Consider the following 15565-nt stretch of genomic DNA (forward strand, 5'->3'; position numbering starts at 1 on the left):
GCCCCGCCCGCCGACAGGAATCCCAACCGGAATTCCAACCGGAATTCGCAGCCGAGAAGGCAGGATCACCGCCGAAATCCGACGCGTCGCACGAGCGGCGCGCGACCGGCCGTACGCCCCGGAGGGCGGCGTGAGCCGCTCCCGCCGCCCTCCCGTCCCCACGACGGCGGCCCACACCGGCGTCCGGTCCGAGCGTTGGAAATCGGCCATCAGGGAACACCGTCTGACGGCGCGGCACACACGTGGAGCACCACCCCGCGTGTTCCTTTCGACAGACCGTATGACTACCATCGCTCCGTCCTTCACGCCGCCCTCACCAGCGGCGAACCACCACCGCACAGCACAGCTGGGGAGAGATGGCACTGCGCGTACGTGTGCCCGGACGCCGCCAGGAGCGCAGGGCGAACCGCTCGTTCGGAGTTGGCTCATTCCGAACGGCCCTGCTCGTGCTGGCCGCCGTACCCAGCCTCGCCCTGGTCTCCCTGTGGGGTGTCAGCACCGCGCAGCTCGCCCGCGACTGGCAGACGCAGAAGGACGAGAAGGCCCTCGCCGCCCGGGCCGGCATCCCGGCCAACGCCGTCTACTTCAGCCTCCAGGAGGAGCGGCGGCTCAGCGCCGAGGTGCTGGCCGACCCCGACGGGACGTCCCGTGCCGCGCTGCGCGAGCAGCGCGCCCGGACCGACAAGGCCCTGCGCTCCTTCCTCTCCCTGTCCGACATCGACGCCTCCCACGCCCCCCGGGAGCTGCGGGAGGCCGTCGCCCAGACGCGCGGGGACATGCTGCGGATCGACCGCATCCGCCGGTCCGTGGACAACGGGGTCGCCACCCAGGCGGAGACCTTCGCCTACTTCACCGAGCTGATCGCCGTCGACCTGCGGCTCTTCGAGACCCTGAGCCGCTCGGAGAACAGCGAGGTCACGGCCCGGGCCAGGGTCCTGGTCGACCTGTTCTGGGCCAAGGAGATGCTCTCCCGCGAGGACGCCCTGCTCGCCCGCGGCTGGGACACCGGCCGGATCACCATGGGCGAGCACCACAGCCTCTCGCGGTGGATCGGTGCCCAGAACTTCCTGCTGGAGAGCAGGATCGCGCCCCACCTGTCCTCCGAGGACATGGTGGTGTACCGCCGGATGACCACCGGCGTCGCCTGGCAGCTCAAGACCTCGCTGGAACAGGACCTGCTGGGGGCCCACTCCCACAGCGACACCCCCGGCGTCCCCCTGCCCCGCGCGGAGCGGGAGTGGCGGCAGTCCGTCGACGCCCTCGGCCCGCACTTCCAGAAACTGATCACCAACCGCACCCTCGACACCCACGAGGCCGGCGAGGCCGCGATCCGGTCCCTGCTGACCCGCCTGGTCACCGTCAGCGCCGTCGGCCTCGGCGCGGTCCTGCTGGTCGTCGCGCTCAACGTGTGGATCGCCACCGCCCTGCGGCGGCGGATCTCCTCCCTGCGCGAGGAGGCCCTGGAGCTGGAGGCGAAGCTGCCCGAGGTCGTCGAACGGCTGCGGCGCGGCGAGACCGTCGACCCCGACGCCGAGGTGCGCGAGGTCAGCCACGGCGACGACGAGCTGGGTCGGCTCGGCCAGGCGCTCAACCTCGCGCGCCGCAGCGCCGTCGAGACCGCCGTGCGGCAGACCGAGCAGCACCGCGGCTTCGAGCGTCTGCTCCAGCGCATCGCCCGCCGCACCCAGCTCCTGATCGGTCTGCAGATGAAGAAGATCGACCAGATGGAGCGCCGCCACGAGGACCCGGAGGTGCTGGAGGGCCTCTTCGACCTCGACCACCTGACGGCCCGTCTGCGCCGTTACGAGGAGAACCTGGTCATCCTCGGCGGCGGCCAGCCGCAGCGGCGCTGGCGCAAGCCCGTGAAGGTGCTGGACGTGCTGCGCGCCGCGCTGGGCGAGGTGCAGGACTACCGCCGCATCCAGATCGAGGTCGAGGGGCAGCCCTGGCTGTCCGGCCGCGCCGTGGGCCCGGTGGTGCACGTGCTGGCCGAGCTGATGGAGAACGCCGCCGCCTTCTCCAAGCCCCCGACCCCCGTGGAGGTGCGCGCCGGCCTGGTCGGACGGGGCCTGGCGGTGGAGATCGAGGACCGCGGCCTGGGCATGGAGCCCGAGGAGTACGAGCGGGTCAACCGGCTCGTCGCCGATCCGCCCCGGATGGACATGCTCTCCCGCGCCGACGACGCACGGCTCGGCCTGTACGTCGTCGCGCGGCTCGCCTCCGGCCTCGGCCTGGACGTGGAGTTCCGGCCGTCCGTGTTCGGCGGCACCCGGGTGGTCGTGCTCATCCCCGCCGAGCTGGTCGCGGACGGCCCCGCCCCGGCCGACGAGCCCGCGCAGCGGGCCGACGCGGGCGACGGGACCGGGCAGCGGACCGACGCGGGCGGGGAGACCGCCGCGCACGGAACCGCGCAGGAGCGTGAGCAGGCCGCGTCCGGTGCCGACGGGCCTCCCGCGGCACTGCCCGTCCGGTCCCGGGGCCGGGCGATGTCCGCGGTCGTCTCCGCCTCCGCCGCGGCCGGGTCCGCCGACGCCGCGCACGACGGCACCACGCATGAGGGCACCGCGCACGACGGCACCACGCGCGACGGCGCCGCCGCCTCCGGCCGCGGCGGGGAGGCGGCGCGGCGCCCCGGCGACGCGGACGCGGCCAAGCCGCTGCCCAAGCGGGTCCGCCAGGCCAGCCTCGCCCCCGAGTTGAGGAAACCGGCCCCCCGGACCGGCTCCTTCGACGAGGACACGCTCACCCTCCGCTCGGAACCCAGGCGTTCGGGCGCGACCATCGGAGCCTTCCAGCGGCAGTCCCGCATCGCCCGGCGACAGGCCGCCTCCGACGACGCCCCCTCCACCACCGGCGGCAGCACGCCGGACCACAGCCGACCCTCGACGGAAGACCGAACATGACACAGCGAACCACCGCCACCAACCAGGACCTGGACTGGCTGCTGGACGGCCTGGTGGAGCAGGTGCCGGGTGCCCTGCACGCCATCGTCCTGTCCGACGACGGACTGGTCGTCAGCCAGTCCGGCACCATCGAGCGCACCGACGCCGAACGGCTGGCCGCCGTGGCCACCGGCCAGCAGAGCCTCGCCCGCGGGGTGGACGAGCTGTTCAACGGCGGCCCGGTGCAGCAGGTCATCGTGGAGCTGGCCAACCTGTGGCTGTTCATCACCGCCGCGGGCAAGGGCACCCACCTGGCCGTGGTGGCCTCCCAGGACGTGGACGCCGAGGTGATGGCCGTCGCCATGCACACCCTCGTCCAGCAGGTCGGTCAGAAACTGGGCACCGAGACCCGGGCCGACGCCTCGGCCGCCGGCGGGGGTGGACGTGGGTGAGTCACTGGACGGACCACCTGGAGTCCGGTGACGACGAGGGCTCGCTGGTCCGGCCGTACACCATCACCCGCGGCCGCACCGCTCCCCAGCGCGACGACCTGACCCTGATCACGGTGGTGACGACGGTCGGTCCCGAGGACGACGGGGCCGACCTGGCCGCCGGGGAGAAGCGGCTGGAGCCGGAGCACCGGACCATTCTGGAGCAGTGCCGCACGCCGGCCGCGGTGGCGGAGGTCGCCGCGGGGCTGGACCTGCCCGTGTCGGTGACGAAGATCCTGATCGGCGACCTGGTGTCGCTCGGCAGGGTGACGATCCGTCCGCCACTGGCGGCCGAACAGAGCGGGGGACTGAACGTGGAACTTCTACAGGCGGTGAGGGATGGGCTCCAGAGACTCTGACGGCACGACGGGCCCCGTGGCCGTCAAAATCCTGGTCGCCGGCGGCTTCGGGGTGGGCAAGACCACCATGGTGGGGGCGGTCAGCGAGGTGGCCCCGCTGCGCACCGAGGAGTACCTGACCGAGGCCAGCAGGGGCGTCGACGACATCGACGGGCTGGCGGACAAGTCCACCACCACGGTGGCGCTCGACTTCGGCCGGATCACCATCAATCCCGGGCTGGTGGTCTACCTCTTCGGCACCCCGGGCCAGGAGCGCTTCTGGTTCATGTGGAACGACCTGATCAACGGCGCGCTGGGGGCGGTCGTCCTGGTCGACACCCGGCGGCTGGAGGTCAGTTTCGCCTCCATCGACTTCTTCGAGAGCCGGGGCATCCCCTTCGTGGTGGGCGTCAACTGCTTCCACGGCCGCTGCGAGCGCACCGAGGCGGAGGTCCGCGAGGCCCTCGACCTCGACCCGGGCGTCCCGCTGCTGATGGGGGACGTGCGGCGGCCGGAGGCGGGCCGGGACATGCTGCTCGCCCTGGTGGACCTGCTGATGTCCCGGTCCGCGCCGGTCGGCGCGTCCTCGGGCTGAGCCGCGCCGCCACTCCCCCGCCGAACTCCCGGAACCCCGGAACCCCGGGAGTCAGGGGCCCGGACCTCGGGCCTCTGACCCCGGGCCCCGGAAAGAAAGGAAGCCATGCCCCCGGCCCGTACCGTCCTCGTCGTCGGAGGCGGCACCTCCGGCAACGCCCTCGCCGTCCTGCTGCGCCGCGCCGGCATCGAGGTCGACCTCGTCGAGGTGTCCCCCGACTGGAACGTCCACGGCTCCGGGATCACCCTCCAGGGCAACGCGCTGCGGGTGCTGCGCGAGGTCGGCGTGTGGGAACGGGTCCGGGAGGAGGGGTTCGGTTTCGACGCCCTGGGGCTGACCGCCCCCGACGGCACGGTGCTGCACGTCGCCGAAGGCCTGCGGACCGGCGGCGAGGACCTGCCCGCCACCGTGGGCATGCCCCGTCCGCAGCTCCAGCGCGTCCTCGCCGACGCCGTCCGGGCCGCCGGTGTCCGGGTCCGGCTCGGCTGCACCGTCGAGGCGCTGGAGCAGGACGGCGACGGCGTCACCGTCCGCCTCACCGACGGCACCACCGGCCGCTACGACCTGGTGGCCGCCGCCGACGGCCTGAACTCCGCCACCCGCGCGGCGATCGGCATTCCGGACCGGCCGGTGCCCACCGGCATGGGCATCTGGCGCGTGACCGCCCCGCGTCCCCGGGGCGTGGTGCGCACCGACCTCGCCTACGGCGGCCCGGCCTACATCGCCGGCTACTGCCCCACCGGTGAGGACTCCCTCTACGCCTACCTGGTCGAGCCCGGGCGGGACCGCGCCGCCCTCCCCCCGGAGTCCCGCGTCGAGGAGGTGCGCCGCCTGGCGGCGGGCTACGGCGGCCACTGGAAGCAGATCCGGGAGTCCGTCACGGACGCCTCCCAGGTGAACTACACCTGGTTCCACCGGCTGCTGGTCGAGGGGCCCTGGCACCGCGGCCGGGTCGTCCTGGTCGGGGACGCCGCCCACGTCTGCCCGCCCACCCTCGCCCAGGGCGCGGCGATGTCCCTGGAGGACGCGCTCGTCCTCGCCGAACTGCTCACCACCCACGACACCTGGGACGATGTGCTGCTGACCCGGTACCGGGAGCGACGCATGCCCCGGGTGCGCATGGTCGTGGAGAACTCCGTGCAGCTCGGCCGGTGGCTGCTGGACGGGGTGCGGGACGCCGACGCGCCCGGGCTGATCGGCCGCACCATGGCCGCGCTCAGGGAGCGGCCATAGGGTGCAGCCGCGCTCAGGGAGCGGCCGTAAGGGCGCGCGGCCCGGTCGCCCTCCGCCGTTCCGCGTGCTCACCGGCCGACGGCGTCGGGTTCCGCGACCGCGTCGTCCGGCAGGACCAGGTCCGCCGCGGCGATGTTCTCGCGGAGGTGGGCCACGGACGAGGCGCCGGGGATGAGGGCGGTCGTGGCCGAGCGCCGCAGCGGCCGGGCCAGGGCGACCTGCTGCGGGGAGGCGTCCGGGTGGCAGCCGCCTCGGTGAGCGTGTCGGACGGGAGCGGGCCGAAGCCGCCGAGCGGAAAGAAGAGGACGAAGGCGGTGGCTGGGCGGTCCGACCGCCTCCGGCGACGGGGCACGGCGGGCGGAACCGGACCACCGGCCCGTCGACGGGCCGTGAGCGCGACCGCCTGATACGGGCGTCCGACCGCCTGACAGAGGCGTCCGGTGGCCCCGTGGCCGCTTCCCGCCCGTGGGGCTTTTCCGCCCATAAAGCAGCATCCGTCGGGCAGGCGGGCAGTAGCGCACCGCACGGAAGGAGTGCCCGCGATGGCCAACATCGACCCGACCCCTCCGAACCCGATCAGCGACGCCTGGAACACGGTGGCCAGCTACTCCGCCTACGAGGAGGCCCAGGCCGCGGTCGACCGGCTCTCCGACGAGAGGTTCCCCGTGGAGCACATCGACATCGTCGGGTCCGACCTGCGCCTGGTCGAGCACGTCACCGGGCGGATGACCAAGGGGCGTGCGGCCGCTCTCGGCGCCGCCAGCGGCGCCTGGTTCGGCCTGTTCATCGGGCTGCTGGTGGGCTTGTTCACCCCCGGCCCCGCCTGGTTCGGGCTGATCCTCGGCGGTGTCCTCATCGGCGCGCTGTGGGGGGCCGTCTTCGGCTTCGTCGGCCACTCGGCGACCGGGGGGCGCCGTGACTTCTCCTCCACCCAGGCCCTGGCCGCCGACCACTACGACGTCGTCGTCCGCGGCGGGCACGCCGACCGGGCCCGGGGCATCCTGCAGCGCGAGGGCCTGACCGGCACCGCGTGACGCCGGCGGCGTACGCCGGGAGGAGGCCGCCCGCCGTCCCGCCGGGGCGTCAGGCGCCGATGCCCGCCAGGACGGTGTGGGCCAGGGCCGCCGCGAACTCCTCCAGCGGCTGGTCGGGGACCTCGCCGCCGGGGAAGTCGTACAGGAAGGCGCGCTGCGCGCAGGCCCCCAGCAGCAGGGCCGCCGCCGCGTCGGTGTCGGCGCCGGGGCGGATGCGGCCCGCCTCGCGTTCGGCGCGCAGGTAGGCGGAGAGCGCCAGGAGGGGTTTGCGCGGCCCGGCGCCCAGTTCGCGCATCGCGGCGTGGTGGCGCTTCAGCAGCCGCGGATCGGCGTGGAGGGAGGCGGCGATCGGGAAGCTGGACTCGTAGAAGAGCGCGGCGTGCCGGGCGATCTCGGTGAGGTTCTCCGCCACGCTCCGCTCCCCCGGCTCGGCGGTCAGTTCCTCCAGCAGCGCCCCCAGCCGGGGCAGCCGCTCCTCCAGGACCCGGACGAACAGCTCCTCCTTGCTCGCGAAGTACTTGTAGAGCGCCGCCTCCGAGCAGCCGGCGGCACGGGCGATCTCCTTGGTGGTGGTGCGGGCGAGCCCGATCGTGCGCATCAGCCGCTCGGCCGCTTCGAGGATCCGGTCCCGCGTTGACACTGGGGTGTGCATTCACTCACCCTAATGGTTAGTGAATACTCACCAACCCCGGGAGGGAATCATGCGGCTCACGGTGCTGGGCGCCACCGGCGGCACCGGACGGCAGCTCGTGCGCCAGGCGCTGGACGCCGGGCACGAGGTGACGGCGGTGGTGCGCGACCCGGCCCGGCTGGCGGTGCCGCCCGAAGGGGCCGGGGCGCTGGAGGTGGTCACCGCCGACGTCACCGACGCCGGGGCGCTGCGGCCGGCGGTGGCGGGCCGGGACGCGGTGCTCTCCGCCCTCGGCGCGAACGGCGTCAAGCAGGCCAGGAGCACCGCGATCGCCTCCCGGGGCACGCGCGCGGCGCTGGCCGCCATGGAGGCCACCGGGGTACGGCGCCTGGTCGTGGTCAGCGCGGCGCCGGTGGGCCCGGTGCCGGAGGGCGAGAACCTGACCGGGCGTCTGGCCTTCGCGGTGGTGCGGCGGGTGCTGGGCGCGGTGTACGAGGACCTGGCCCGCATGGAGGAGGCCCTGCGCGGCAGCTCGGCGGAGTGGACGGTCCTGCGCCCGCCGCGGCTGCTCGACGGACCGCTCACCGGGCGGTACGAGCGGGTCCTGGGCGGCGCCGTACCGCGGCGGCACAGCATCGCGCGGGCCGATCTGGCCCACGCGATGCTGGCGGTGCTGGACGACCCGGCGACGGCCGGGCAGGTGGTGGGCGTGGCCGGGTGATCCGGCGGTTCCGGCAGCCCGGGCGGGCCCGGGGTCCGCGCGGGCGGCGGTCCGGGGCCTGGCCGGGAACGAGGGCTTCTCAGGCGGTCGCACGACCGCTACAGTCTCGTGGGAGCGCTCCCATAACCGTTCGGCCGGGATGCGGAGGCGGCCTTCCGGCGCCGCGCACCCCTCCCGTCCCACGGTGGCCGCCGGGACCGGCCACGGGGGACACGCACCGTCCGGCCGTGCGGTGGCACCGCCCCGCCGGAACCGACCCACCCCTGGACAGGCGTACCGCCACGTGCCGCCACGGACGTCCGTTCCGTCCGGCACCTTCCCAAGGAGAGTCACATGCCCCCCACACCGCGCCTCCGCTCCCGCCGCGGCCGTTTGTCCGCCGCGGCCGCCGCCGCGCTGGCCCTGGCCGCCTTCGCCCCCGCCGGACAGCCCGCCGCCGCCGAGGCCCCGGCCGCCCCCGCCGCGGCGGGCTGCCCGACGACCGCGGACGGCTTCTGCGACGACTTCGAGTCCCAGACCGGCACCCAGCCCTCGGGCCGCTGGACGGCCGGGGCCCCCAACTGCTCCGGCACCGGCACCGCGAGCGTGGACTCCTCGGTGGCGCACAGCGGCGGCAAGTCCCTGCGGATCAACGGCGGGGGCGGCTACTGCAACCACGTCTTCGTCGGCACCCCGCTGAGCGGCGTGAACACCTCCTCGGCCTTCTGGGCCCGCTTCTACGTGCGGCACACCACCCCGCTGCCCGCCGCCCACATCACCTTCGCGGCCCTGCGCGACGCCGCCGACAACAACAAGGACCTGCGGATGGGCGGCCAGAACGGCGCCCTGCAGTGGAACCGCGAGTCCGACGACGCCACCCTGCCCGAGCAGAGCCCCAACGGGGTGTCGATGAGCAGGCCGCTGCCGGTCAACACCTGGACCTGCGTGGAGTTCCGGATCGACGGCCCCGCCGGGCGCCTGGAGACCTGGGTGGACGGCACGGCCGTCCAGGGCCTGGCCGTCGACGGCACCCCCACCCACGACATCGACGGCCAGTGGCTGCGCAAGGCCAACTGGCGGCCCTCGCCGACGGACTTCAGGCTGGGCTGGGAGAGCTACGGCGGAGACACCGACACGCTGTGGTTCGACGACGTCGCCGTCTCCGGCTCCCGCATCGGCTGCTGATCCGGCGGCCCGCCCCATGACGCCCCCACGGTGATCCGCTCCCGGTGTGCGCCCGCGCCCATCGCGCTGGCGCACACCGGGGGACGCTCCGGACGACGGTCCGGAGCGTCCGGAGCCGTTCGGCCGCCGCCGCTCAGCGGCCGCCTCCGGTGCGGCCCGCGCTCCCGCGGTCGCGGTGCAGCAGCGCCCGCTCCACCGCCGTCCACGCCGTGGTCGTCGCCAGGTGGAGCCCGGCGGCCAGCGGCACGAACGCGGCGGTGACCAGGGTCCCGAAGGACAGCAGCGGCAGCATCCTCGCCGGGCCCGCCATCTCCGGCGGCGCCGTCCGGGCCGCGGCGCGCGCCCGCCGGTACGTCCAGGACGCCACCGCCGCGATCACCGCGAACAGGCCGAGGTACACCAGCCCCTGCGCGCCGAACACCCCGCCGTCGCCGAGCGCGTCGGCCCAGTGCCCGCCCAGCGGGGCGGCTCCCAGCCGGTGGTCGAGCAGACCGTTGGCCTCGCCGCCCACCCGGGGGGCCGAGAACAGCCGGTACATCACGAAGAAGACCGGGAGCTGCGCCAGCATCGGCAGCAGCCCCGCCAGCGGTGAGATCCCCTCCTTCGCGTGCAGGTCCAGCACGGCCCGCCGGAGGCGCTCCGGGTCCCCGGCGTGCCTCTTCCTCAGCTCGGCGATCCTCGGCGCGAGCGCGGCCCGGGCCTTCTCCGCCCGCACCCCGGCCCGTGCCAGGGGGTGGAGCAGGGTCCGTACGAGCAAGGTGGCCACCACGATCGCGGCGGCGGTCGCCGAATCGGCGAGGAGCGGTTCGAGCGCGGCGGTGAGCAGCGCGAAGAGATGGACGACAACGGACATGGCGGCTGAGCCCTCCCGGGGTCTCGTCGAGCCGGACGGAACGGTTCGGCGTGACGAGCCGCGCAGGCGTGAGCCCACCTCCGGCTCCGAGGAGCCCGCGGAAGGGAGCCCGCGGGAGGGGTGCCCGTGCCTACCCGGCCGTCGGGAGGGGACGGCCGGGCGCCCGGGGCCGGGGGCGGCCCGAGGCGTCGGGGTCGCGCTGCGGGAGGAAGGCGGTACGGCGTTCCCGGTCGCGCAGGGCGGTGCGGACGCGGGTGGGCGGCACCGGCCGGGCCCGGCACGCGGTGAGGAGGGCGCAGGCGGCGAGGGCGGTGGTCGCGGCGAGGGCCACGGCGGTCTCCGCCAGGCCGCCCGGCGCCGCCTGAGCGGCCGTCAGCAGCACCAGGAGCAGCGGCAGCAGCCGTGACGCCCAGGAGGCCAGGAGCGCCGTGGGGCCGGAGGCCGCGCCCGGCCGTCCCGCACGGGGCACCCCCGTGCGGCCCTTCGGCCAGTCGCCCGTCATCCGCCTCTCCCCCGGCTCGGTTCTCCACCGGCTGCCCCGCGATGCTACCCCAGGCCCCTTGGCCCCGCGCCGGCCGGTGCGGGGCGGCGCCCCGACGCCCGGCGCGCGCGCTCTGCCACGGGGTGGCCACGGCCACCGCCGGTTCCCGCCGGCCTCCGGCCGCCGTCCTCGTCGGCGCCGGCTCAGGGGGTCCAGGAGGGCTGCCGGCCGCCGAGGCCGACGGCGCGGTCCAGGAGCGGGGCGCCGGGCGGGACCTGGACGACGGGGCCGAAGGCCCCCGCCCGGTCGGCCTCGTCGGTCGACCGCGACAGCAGGTCGATCGAGGCCCGCAGGCTGGTGTCGTCGCAGGTGTACTCCTGTCCGGTGGCGCGGGCGAGGTCCCAGCCGTGGAGGACGAGTTCGTTCAGGGCGACGCGGCCTGCCTCCTCGGCGGGCAGGGTGACGCCGCCCGCCTGGGTGGTGCCCTCCCAGGCGGCCGGTTCGCGCCAGGCGTCGACGAGTTCGTCCAGCAGGCGCGGGATGCGGTCGCGCCAGTCCTCGGGCAGCAGCGCCGCGGAGGGCGGGGAGGAGCCCGGGTCGACCCGGGTCGCCGGCCCCAGTTCCTTCCTGGCGGCGGCCCGGAAGGCGATCGACAGGCCGAGCACGTGGTGCAGCAGGTCGCCCACGGTGCTGGCCTCGCACGGCGTCGGCGCCCCGAGCCGGTCGTCGGTGATGTTCCCCACCACCAGGGCCATCTGCCGGGCGGGAGGTTCGAGATCGAGCATGACGGTCATCCGGCGGCCTCTTTTCTCGCGGTTCTCTCGCGGTCCTGTCGCGGTCCCACGGCGCGCCGGTGCCGCGTGCCGTGCGCGGCACCGGACGAGCGCGTGTGCCGTCCGTGGAGACCGGGCCGACGTCCGGAACTCATCGCTGTCACCCATGTCACCGATGTCACACGACCATGTCCATGATCGTCCGCATGAGCGGCCGTCGCGCGGGTAGCGGCGCGCTGGTCCGTCCCTGCTTCCGGGAGCCGGGGGAGGGACGGCCGTGTCACCGGCTCATGGCACCATCGGGACGCGGCGCACCGCCGCCGCACGACCCGTGACACGACAGGCATGACAGGAAGGACCCGTACTGTGACGACCACCGCCACCAGGCCCGACCACCCGCCGATCTACGGAAGCCTGGTCGAGGAGCGCGGCGATGTCCTCGCGGAGACCCGCGAGGTGGCCGAGCGAATACAGCGCGAGGCCCAGGAGGCCCTGGACTGGAGAGGTCTGGGCACGGCGCAGCACCGGCCGGAGTGAGGCCGGCGGCCGCGGTGTGGCCGCGGCCGTCGGATCAGGTGGTGGCCGGGAGCGGGACCAGGAAGAACTCCCGGCCGTCCCGTCCTACCACCCGCACCGGGTGGGAGGGCAGCGAGTCGAAGACGGCCGCCGCCACGGCCTCCGGATCGTCGTCGGCGGTGAGCGGCGGACGCAGCGCGGCACGGATCGCCGCGCGGGACCTCTCCGAGGGGGTTCCGCGGCCGGCGAGCGCGGCGCACTCGTCGATCTGCTCGTCGCTCAGCTCCGGTCCGTAGCCCCTCCGGCGCGCCTCGGCCGCCACCACGGTGGCCAGCGCGGCGCGGTTGTGGTCGCGGCAGACGTCCCCGGGCGTTCCCGCGGGATGGAAGTGGCGGGCGGTTCCTATCGAGGACAACGGCGGCCTCCGTGGAGAGGTGGGGAAACGGGCGTCCGCGATTCCGGAGGGCGCCCGGGCGGCCTCGGGCCCGGTGTCCGCCGCGTTCCGCGGTGCCGCGGAACGCGCGGCCGGGACACTTTCCAGGGTATCGAAGCGGAGTGACACTCCCCGGTGTGCGGCGGACCCGCCCGGAGATACGGCGAGGGCCCCGGCCGAGACGGGGGAGAACTCGACCGGGGCCGATTCCCGACGCGGAGGGACGGCGGCGGTCGCCCTGCGGCGAGGGGGGCACCGCGGGCGGTGGGTGAGGCCCGGGAGCGGCCCGGGAACACGGTTGCGCCACCGGCGTCCGCGTCAGATTCAATCTTAAAACACCCCGGATCCCTCCGGCGCAGGGAGTACCGGCAACTTTCCCGGGTGGCGGGGCGACGACTGGGTAGCCGAGCACCATGAGGACAAACCGCCCCATCTCTGACATGGTCCCGGGACGGCGGGCGGGTCTGGTCTGGGCTGTCCTGCTCGCCGTCGTGGCCGCCCTCCTGGGCCCGGCGGGCAGCGCCCGGGCGGCCACCGGTCTCGACGAGGTCGGTGCCGCCCTGCGGGAGAACCCGGTCTACGTCGACCCCGCCGCGTCGGACAAGCTCTCCGGCTCCGAGGCCGCGCGACTCACCGAGCAGATCCGCTCCGGCGACGTGCCCATCTACGTCGCCGTCCTGCCCGCGGACTCCTCCTACGGCGGTGACGCCGTCTTCGACCGGCTGCGCTCCGAGGTGGGCCGCCCCGGCGTGTACGCGGTCGCGCTGGGCTCGCGGTTCGGCGCGGCCTCGGACGACTCGGTGCTGCGGGGCCGGGTGGCCGCCTCGCTCGCGGAGGAGAACCTCCGGGAGCACTCCGACCAGCCCGACCGGATCCTCAGCGGCTTCGTCACGGACGTGCAGTCGGCCGCGCGGGACGGCGACTCCGGTGCCGGCGACCGGGGCCCGGCCGGCGGCGGCTCCGGCGGCGGCGTGCTGGTGGGCTTCCTGGTCGTCCTGGCGGTGTTCGCGCTCGGCGGCCTGTTCCTGGTGCGGCGCTCGCGCAGGCAGCAGCAGGAGCAGGAGCGGGCCGAACTGGAGCAGGTGCGGGGCGCGGTCGAGGAGGACATCACGGCCTACGGCGAGGCCCTGGACCGGCTGGACTTCTCCCCCTCCGCCCCCGGCGTCACCCAGGAGATGCTCGACGACTACCGGCGGGCGCTGGACGCGTACGAGAGGGCCAAGGAGGCGTCCGCGGCGGCCCGGCGCCCCGAGGACGTGCGGGCGGTGACCGAGGCGCTGGAGGACGGCCGGTTCTCCCTGGCCGTGCTGGACGCCCGGCGGGAGGGACGGGAGCCGCCCGAGCGGAGGCCCCCGTGCTTCTTCGACCCCCGGCACGGGCCGTCGGTGCGGGACGCGGAGTGGGCGCCCCCGGGCGGCAGCGCCCGCAGCGTGCCGGTCTGCGCGGCCGACGCCACCCGGATCGAGGACGGCCTGGACCCGGCGGTGCGGACCGTGCCGACGGCGACCGGCGAGCGGGTGCCGTACTGGGACGCGGGCCCGGCCTACGGACCGTGGATGGGCGGCTACTTCGGCGGCTACGGCTCGATGCTGCTGCCGGGCCTGCTGTTCGGGACGGTCCTGGGCAGCAGCCTGGGCGGCTACGGCTACGGCGGCGGTTACGGCGGCGACGACTTCGGAGGCGGCTTCGGCGGGGACGGCGGGGGCTTCGGCGGCTTCGGCGGAGGCGACTTCGGGGGCGGCGGCGACTTCTGAGCCGCCCCCGGGCGGTCACCGCGCATCCCCGTGCGCGGGCCCGTCGGCGGACCCGGTCAGCGCGTCCGGCAGGACGACCGTGAACACCGCTCCCCCGCCCTCCCGGTCCGCCACCGTCGCGCCGCCCCCGTACCGCTCGGCGAGGCGGCGCACCAGGGCCAGTCCGATGCCGCGGGGCCGGTGCGCCGGAGCCTCCTTCAGCGTCCACCCCTCGGTGAAGATCACCTCGCGGCGGCCGGGCGGGACGCCGGGCCCGGTGTCGGACACCCGGAGCACCACCGTGCGCCCCTCCGCGCGCAGCGCCACCTCGACGCGGGCCTCCCGGGACCCGGCGGCCGCGTCCAGCGCGTTGTCGACGAGGTTGCCCACGACGGTCACCAGGTCCCGGGAGTCCACCAGGCGGTCCGGCAGCAGCGTGTCCGGGGCGACCCGCAGGGACACCCCGCGCTCCGCCGCGACCGTCGCCTTGCCGACCAGCAGGGCGGCCAGCAGCGGGTCGTGGACCCGTTCGGCCACCTGCTCGGCGGTCGTGCGGTGCACGCCGACGGCCCCGGCGAGGAATTCCAGCGCCTCCTGGTGCATCCCCAGTTCCAGCAGTCCCAGCAGGGCGTGGAGCCGGTTGGCGTGCTCGTGGTCCTGGGCGCGCAGGGCGTCGATGAGGCCGCGGGTGCCGTCCAGCTCGCGGCTCAGCAGCTCCAGTTCGGTGCGGTCCCGGAGGGTGGCGACGGCGCCGCCGTCGCCGGTCGGCATCCGGTTGACCACGAGCACCCGCCCGCCGCTGACGGCCAGCAGGTCGGATCCGGTGACCCGGCCGGCCAGCACGTCGCGCGTGCGGCCGGGCGGGAGGATCTCCTCCAGCGGCCGTCCGGCGTCCTCGGCGCGCAGGTCCAGCAGCCGCTGGGCCTCGTCGTTGACGAGGCGGACGCGGCCGCGGCCGTCGAGCGCCACGACCCCCTCGCGGATGCCGTGCAGCATCGCCTCGCGCTCGGTGAGGAGCGCGGAGATGTCGGAGAAGGACAGGTCGTGGGTGCGGCGCCGCAGGCGCCGGGCGACGAGGTAGGCGGCCAGCGCCCCGACGGCCAGGGCGCCGCTCGCGTACGCCAGCAGGCCGGGCACGGCGTACAGGAGCCCGTTGCGCACGTCGTCGTAGGCGATGCCGACGGAGACGGCGCCGACGATCCGGCCGGTACCGTCGCGCAGGGGGACCTTGCCGCGGGCGGAGCGGCCGAGCGTGCCCACGTCGATCTCCATGACCTCGCGGCCCGCGAGCGCGTCGCCGGGGTCGGTCGACACGCGCCGTCCCACCCGGTCCGGCGCGGGGTGCGACCAGCGCACCCCGCGCCGGTCCATGACCACGACGTACCCGGCGCCGGTGGCGCGGCGGACCCGCTCGGCGGCGGTCTGGACCGGGCCGTCGGGCGAGGGCGGGGTCGTTTGCACCCCCTCGGCGAAGCGGGGCTCGGCGGCGACGGCCCGGGCGATGGCGAGGGCCCGGCGCATCGCCTGGTCGTCGAGTTCGTCGCCGAACGCCGCGAGGAACAGCCCGGTGGCGAGCGCGACGGCCCCGGTGACGGTCGCCAGTTGCGCCAGCAGCACCTGGGAGAAGACGCGGCGTGGCCCCCTGATCCGCATGCCGTCCCCTCCTCCTGCCGGCGGGCCGCCGCCC

The 15565-nt window shown here is 75.4% G+C and carries 17 protein-coding genes; 10 read left to right on the forward strand and 7 right to left on the reverse strand.

The features are described 5' to 3' along the window. Positions 1-446 precede the first annotated feature (446 nt). The 5 genes from VE546_RS03710 (at position 447) to VE546_RS03730 (ending at position 5539) form a co-directional block, all read left to right on the forward strand. Positions 447-2903 carry a nitrate- and nitrite sensing domain-containing protein gene (locus tag VE546_RS03710; RefSeq protein ID WP_324918218.1) on the forward strand — a complete coding sequence of 819 codons (2457 nt, stop codon included), beginning with the start codon at positions 447-449 and terminating at the stop codon, positions 2901-2903. Next, positions 2900-3334, forward strand: a complete 435-nt coding sequence (locus VE546_RS03715; protein WP_324918221.1) for a roadblock/LC7 domain-containing protein — start codon at positions 2900-2902, stop codon at positions 3332-3334. Before VE546_RS03710 ends, VE546_RS03715 begins: the two co-directional genes overlap by 4 nt. Further along, positions 3331-3732 carry a DUF742 domain-containing protein gene (locus VE546_RS03720; protein WP_414720391.1) on the forward strand — a complete coding sequence of 134 codons (402 nt, stop codon included), beginning with the start codon at positions 3331-3333 and terminating at the stop codon, positions 3730-3732. Before VE546_RS03715 ends, VE546_RS03720 begins: the two co-directional genes overlap by 4 nt. Beyond that, positions 3713-4306, forward strand: coding sequence for a GTP-binding protein (locus tag VE546_RS03725; RefSeq protein WP_324918224.1), 594 nt, complete (start codon positions 3713-3715; stop codon positions 4304-4306). The genes VE546_RS03720 and VE546_RS03725 overlap by 20 nt, the downstream gene beginning before the upstream one ends. A 105-nt stretch (positions 4307-4411) precedes the next feature. Next, positions 4412-5539 carry an FAD-dependent oxidoreductase gene (locus VE546_RS03730; protein ID WP_324918228.1) on the forward strand — a complete coding sequence of 376 codons (1128 nt, stop codon included), beginning with the start codon at positions 4412-4414 and terminating at the stop codon, positions 5537-5539. Between the two features lie 68 nt (positions 5540-5607). Here VE546_RS03730 and VE546_RS03735 read toward each other — a convergent pair whose 3' ends face one another. Further along, entirely contained in the window at positions 5608-6033 is a 426-nt protein-coding gene (locus VE546_RS03735; protein WP_324918306.1) for an aldo/keto reductase, read from the reverse strand. Between the two features lie 48 nt (positions 6034-6081). On the opposite strand from VE546_RS03735, the gene VE546_RS03740 reads away from it, so the two are divergent. Further along, positions 6082-6573, forward strand: a complete 492-nt coding sequence (locus VE546_RS03740) for a general stress protein (RefSeq protein WP_324918231.1) — start codon at positions 6082-6084, stop codon at positions 6571-6573. Positions 6574-6622: 49 nt separating this feature from the next. Here VE546_RS03740 and VE546_RS03745 read toward each other — a convergent pair whose 3' ends face one another. Continuing rightward, positions 6623-7225, reverse strand: a complete 603-nt coding sequence (locus tag VE546_RS03745; RefSeq protein WP_324918234.1) for a helix-turn-helix domain-containing protein — start codon at positions 7223-7225, stop codon at positions 6623-6625. A 49-nt stretch (positions 7226-7274) separates the two neighbouring features. On the opposite strand from VE546_RS03745, the gene VE546_RS03750 reads away from it, so the two are divergent. Then, entirely contained in the window at positions 7275-7925 is a 651-nt protein-coding gene (locus VE546_RS03750) for an SDR family oxidoreductase (RefSeq protein ID WP_324918237.1), read from the forward strand. Positions 7926-8258: 333 nt separating this feature from the next. Then, positions 8259-9089, forward strand: coding sequence for a hydrolase (locus VE546_RS03755; protein WP_324918240.1), 831 nt, complete (start codon positions 8259-8261; stop codon positions 9087-9089). Positions 9090-9222: 133 nt separating this feature from the next. Here the strand turns inward: VE546_RS03755 and VE546_RS03760 are convergent, their stop codons facing one another. From VE546_RS03760 to VE546_RS03770, 3 genes are all read right to left on the reverse strand, one after another. Beyond that, entirely contained in the window at positions 9223-9942 is a 720-nt protein-coding gene (locus VE546_RS03760; protein WP_324918243.1) for a YidC/Oxa1 family membrane protein insertase, read from the reverse strand. A gap of 130 nt (positions 9943-10072) precedes the next feature. Then, on the reverse strand, positions 10073-10444 hold the full coding sequence (locus tag VE546_RS03765) for a DUF6412 domain-containing protein (protein WP_324918246.1): 372 nt from the start codon (positions 10442-10444) through the stop codon (positions 10073-10075). A gap of 182 nt (positions 10445-10626) precedes the next feature. Then, positions 10627-11217 (reverse strand): TIGR03086 family metal-binding protein, encoded by a 591-nt coding sequence (locus VE546_RS03770; RefSeq protein ID WP_324918249.1) that lies wholly within the window; start codon positions 11215-11217, stop codon positions 10627-10629. Between the two features lie 345 nt (positions 11218-11562). On the opposite strand from VE546_RS03770, the gene VE546_RS03775 reads away from it, so the two are divergent. After that, positions 11563-11733 carry a hypothetical protein gene (locus VE546_RS03775; RefSeq protein ID WP_324918251.1) on the forward strand — a complete coding sequence of 57 codons (171 nt, stop codon included), beginning with the start codon at positions 11563-11565 and terminating at the stop codon, positions 11731-11733. Positions 11734-11767: 34 nt separating this feature from the next. On the opposite strand, the gene VE546_RS03780 is transcribed toward VE546_RS03775, so the two are convergent. Then, positions 11768-12127, reverse strand: a complete 360-nt coding sequence (locus VE546_RS03780) for a hypothetical protein (protein ID WP_324918254.1) — start codon at positions 12125-12127, stop codon at positions 11768-11770. Positions 12128-12585: 458 nt separating this feature from the next. On the opposite strand from VE546_RS03780, the gene VE546_RS03785 reads away from it, so the two are divergent. Then, positions 12586-13899 carry a hypothetical protein gene (locus VE546_RS03785; protein ID WP_324918257.1) on the forward strand — a complete coding sequence of 438 codons (1314 nt, stop codon included), beginning with the start codon at positions 12586-12588 and terminating at the stop codon, positions 13897-13899. Between the two features lie 15 nt (positions 13900-13914). On the opposite strand, the gene VE546_RS03790 is transcribed toward VE546_RS03785, so the two are convergent. After that, entirely contained in the window at positions 13915-15531 is a 1617-nt protein-coding gene (locus tag VE546_RS03790) for a sensor histidine kinase (RefSeq protein WP_324918260.1), read from the reverse strand. Positions 15532-15565 lie beyond the last annotated feature (34 nt).

The organism is Streptomyces sp. (assembly GCF_035644915.1).
Taxonomy (GTDB): domain Bacteria; phylum Actinomycetota; class Actinomycetes; order Streptomycetales; family Streptomycetaceae; genus Streptomyces.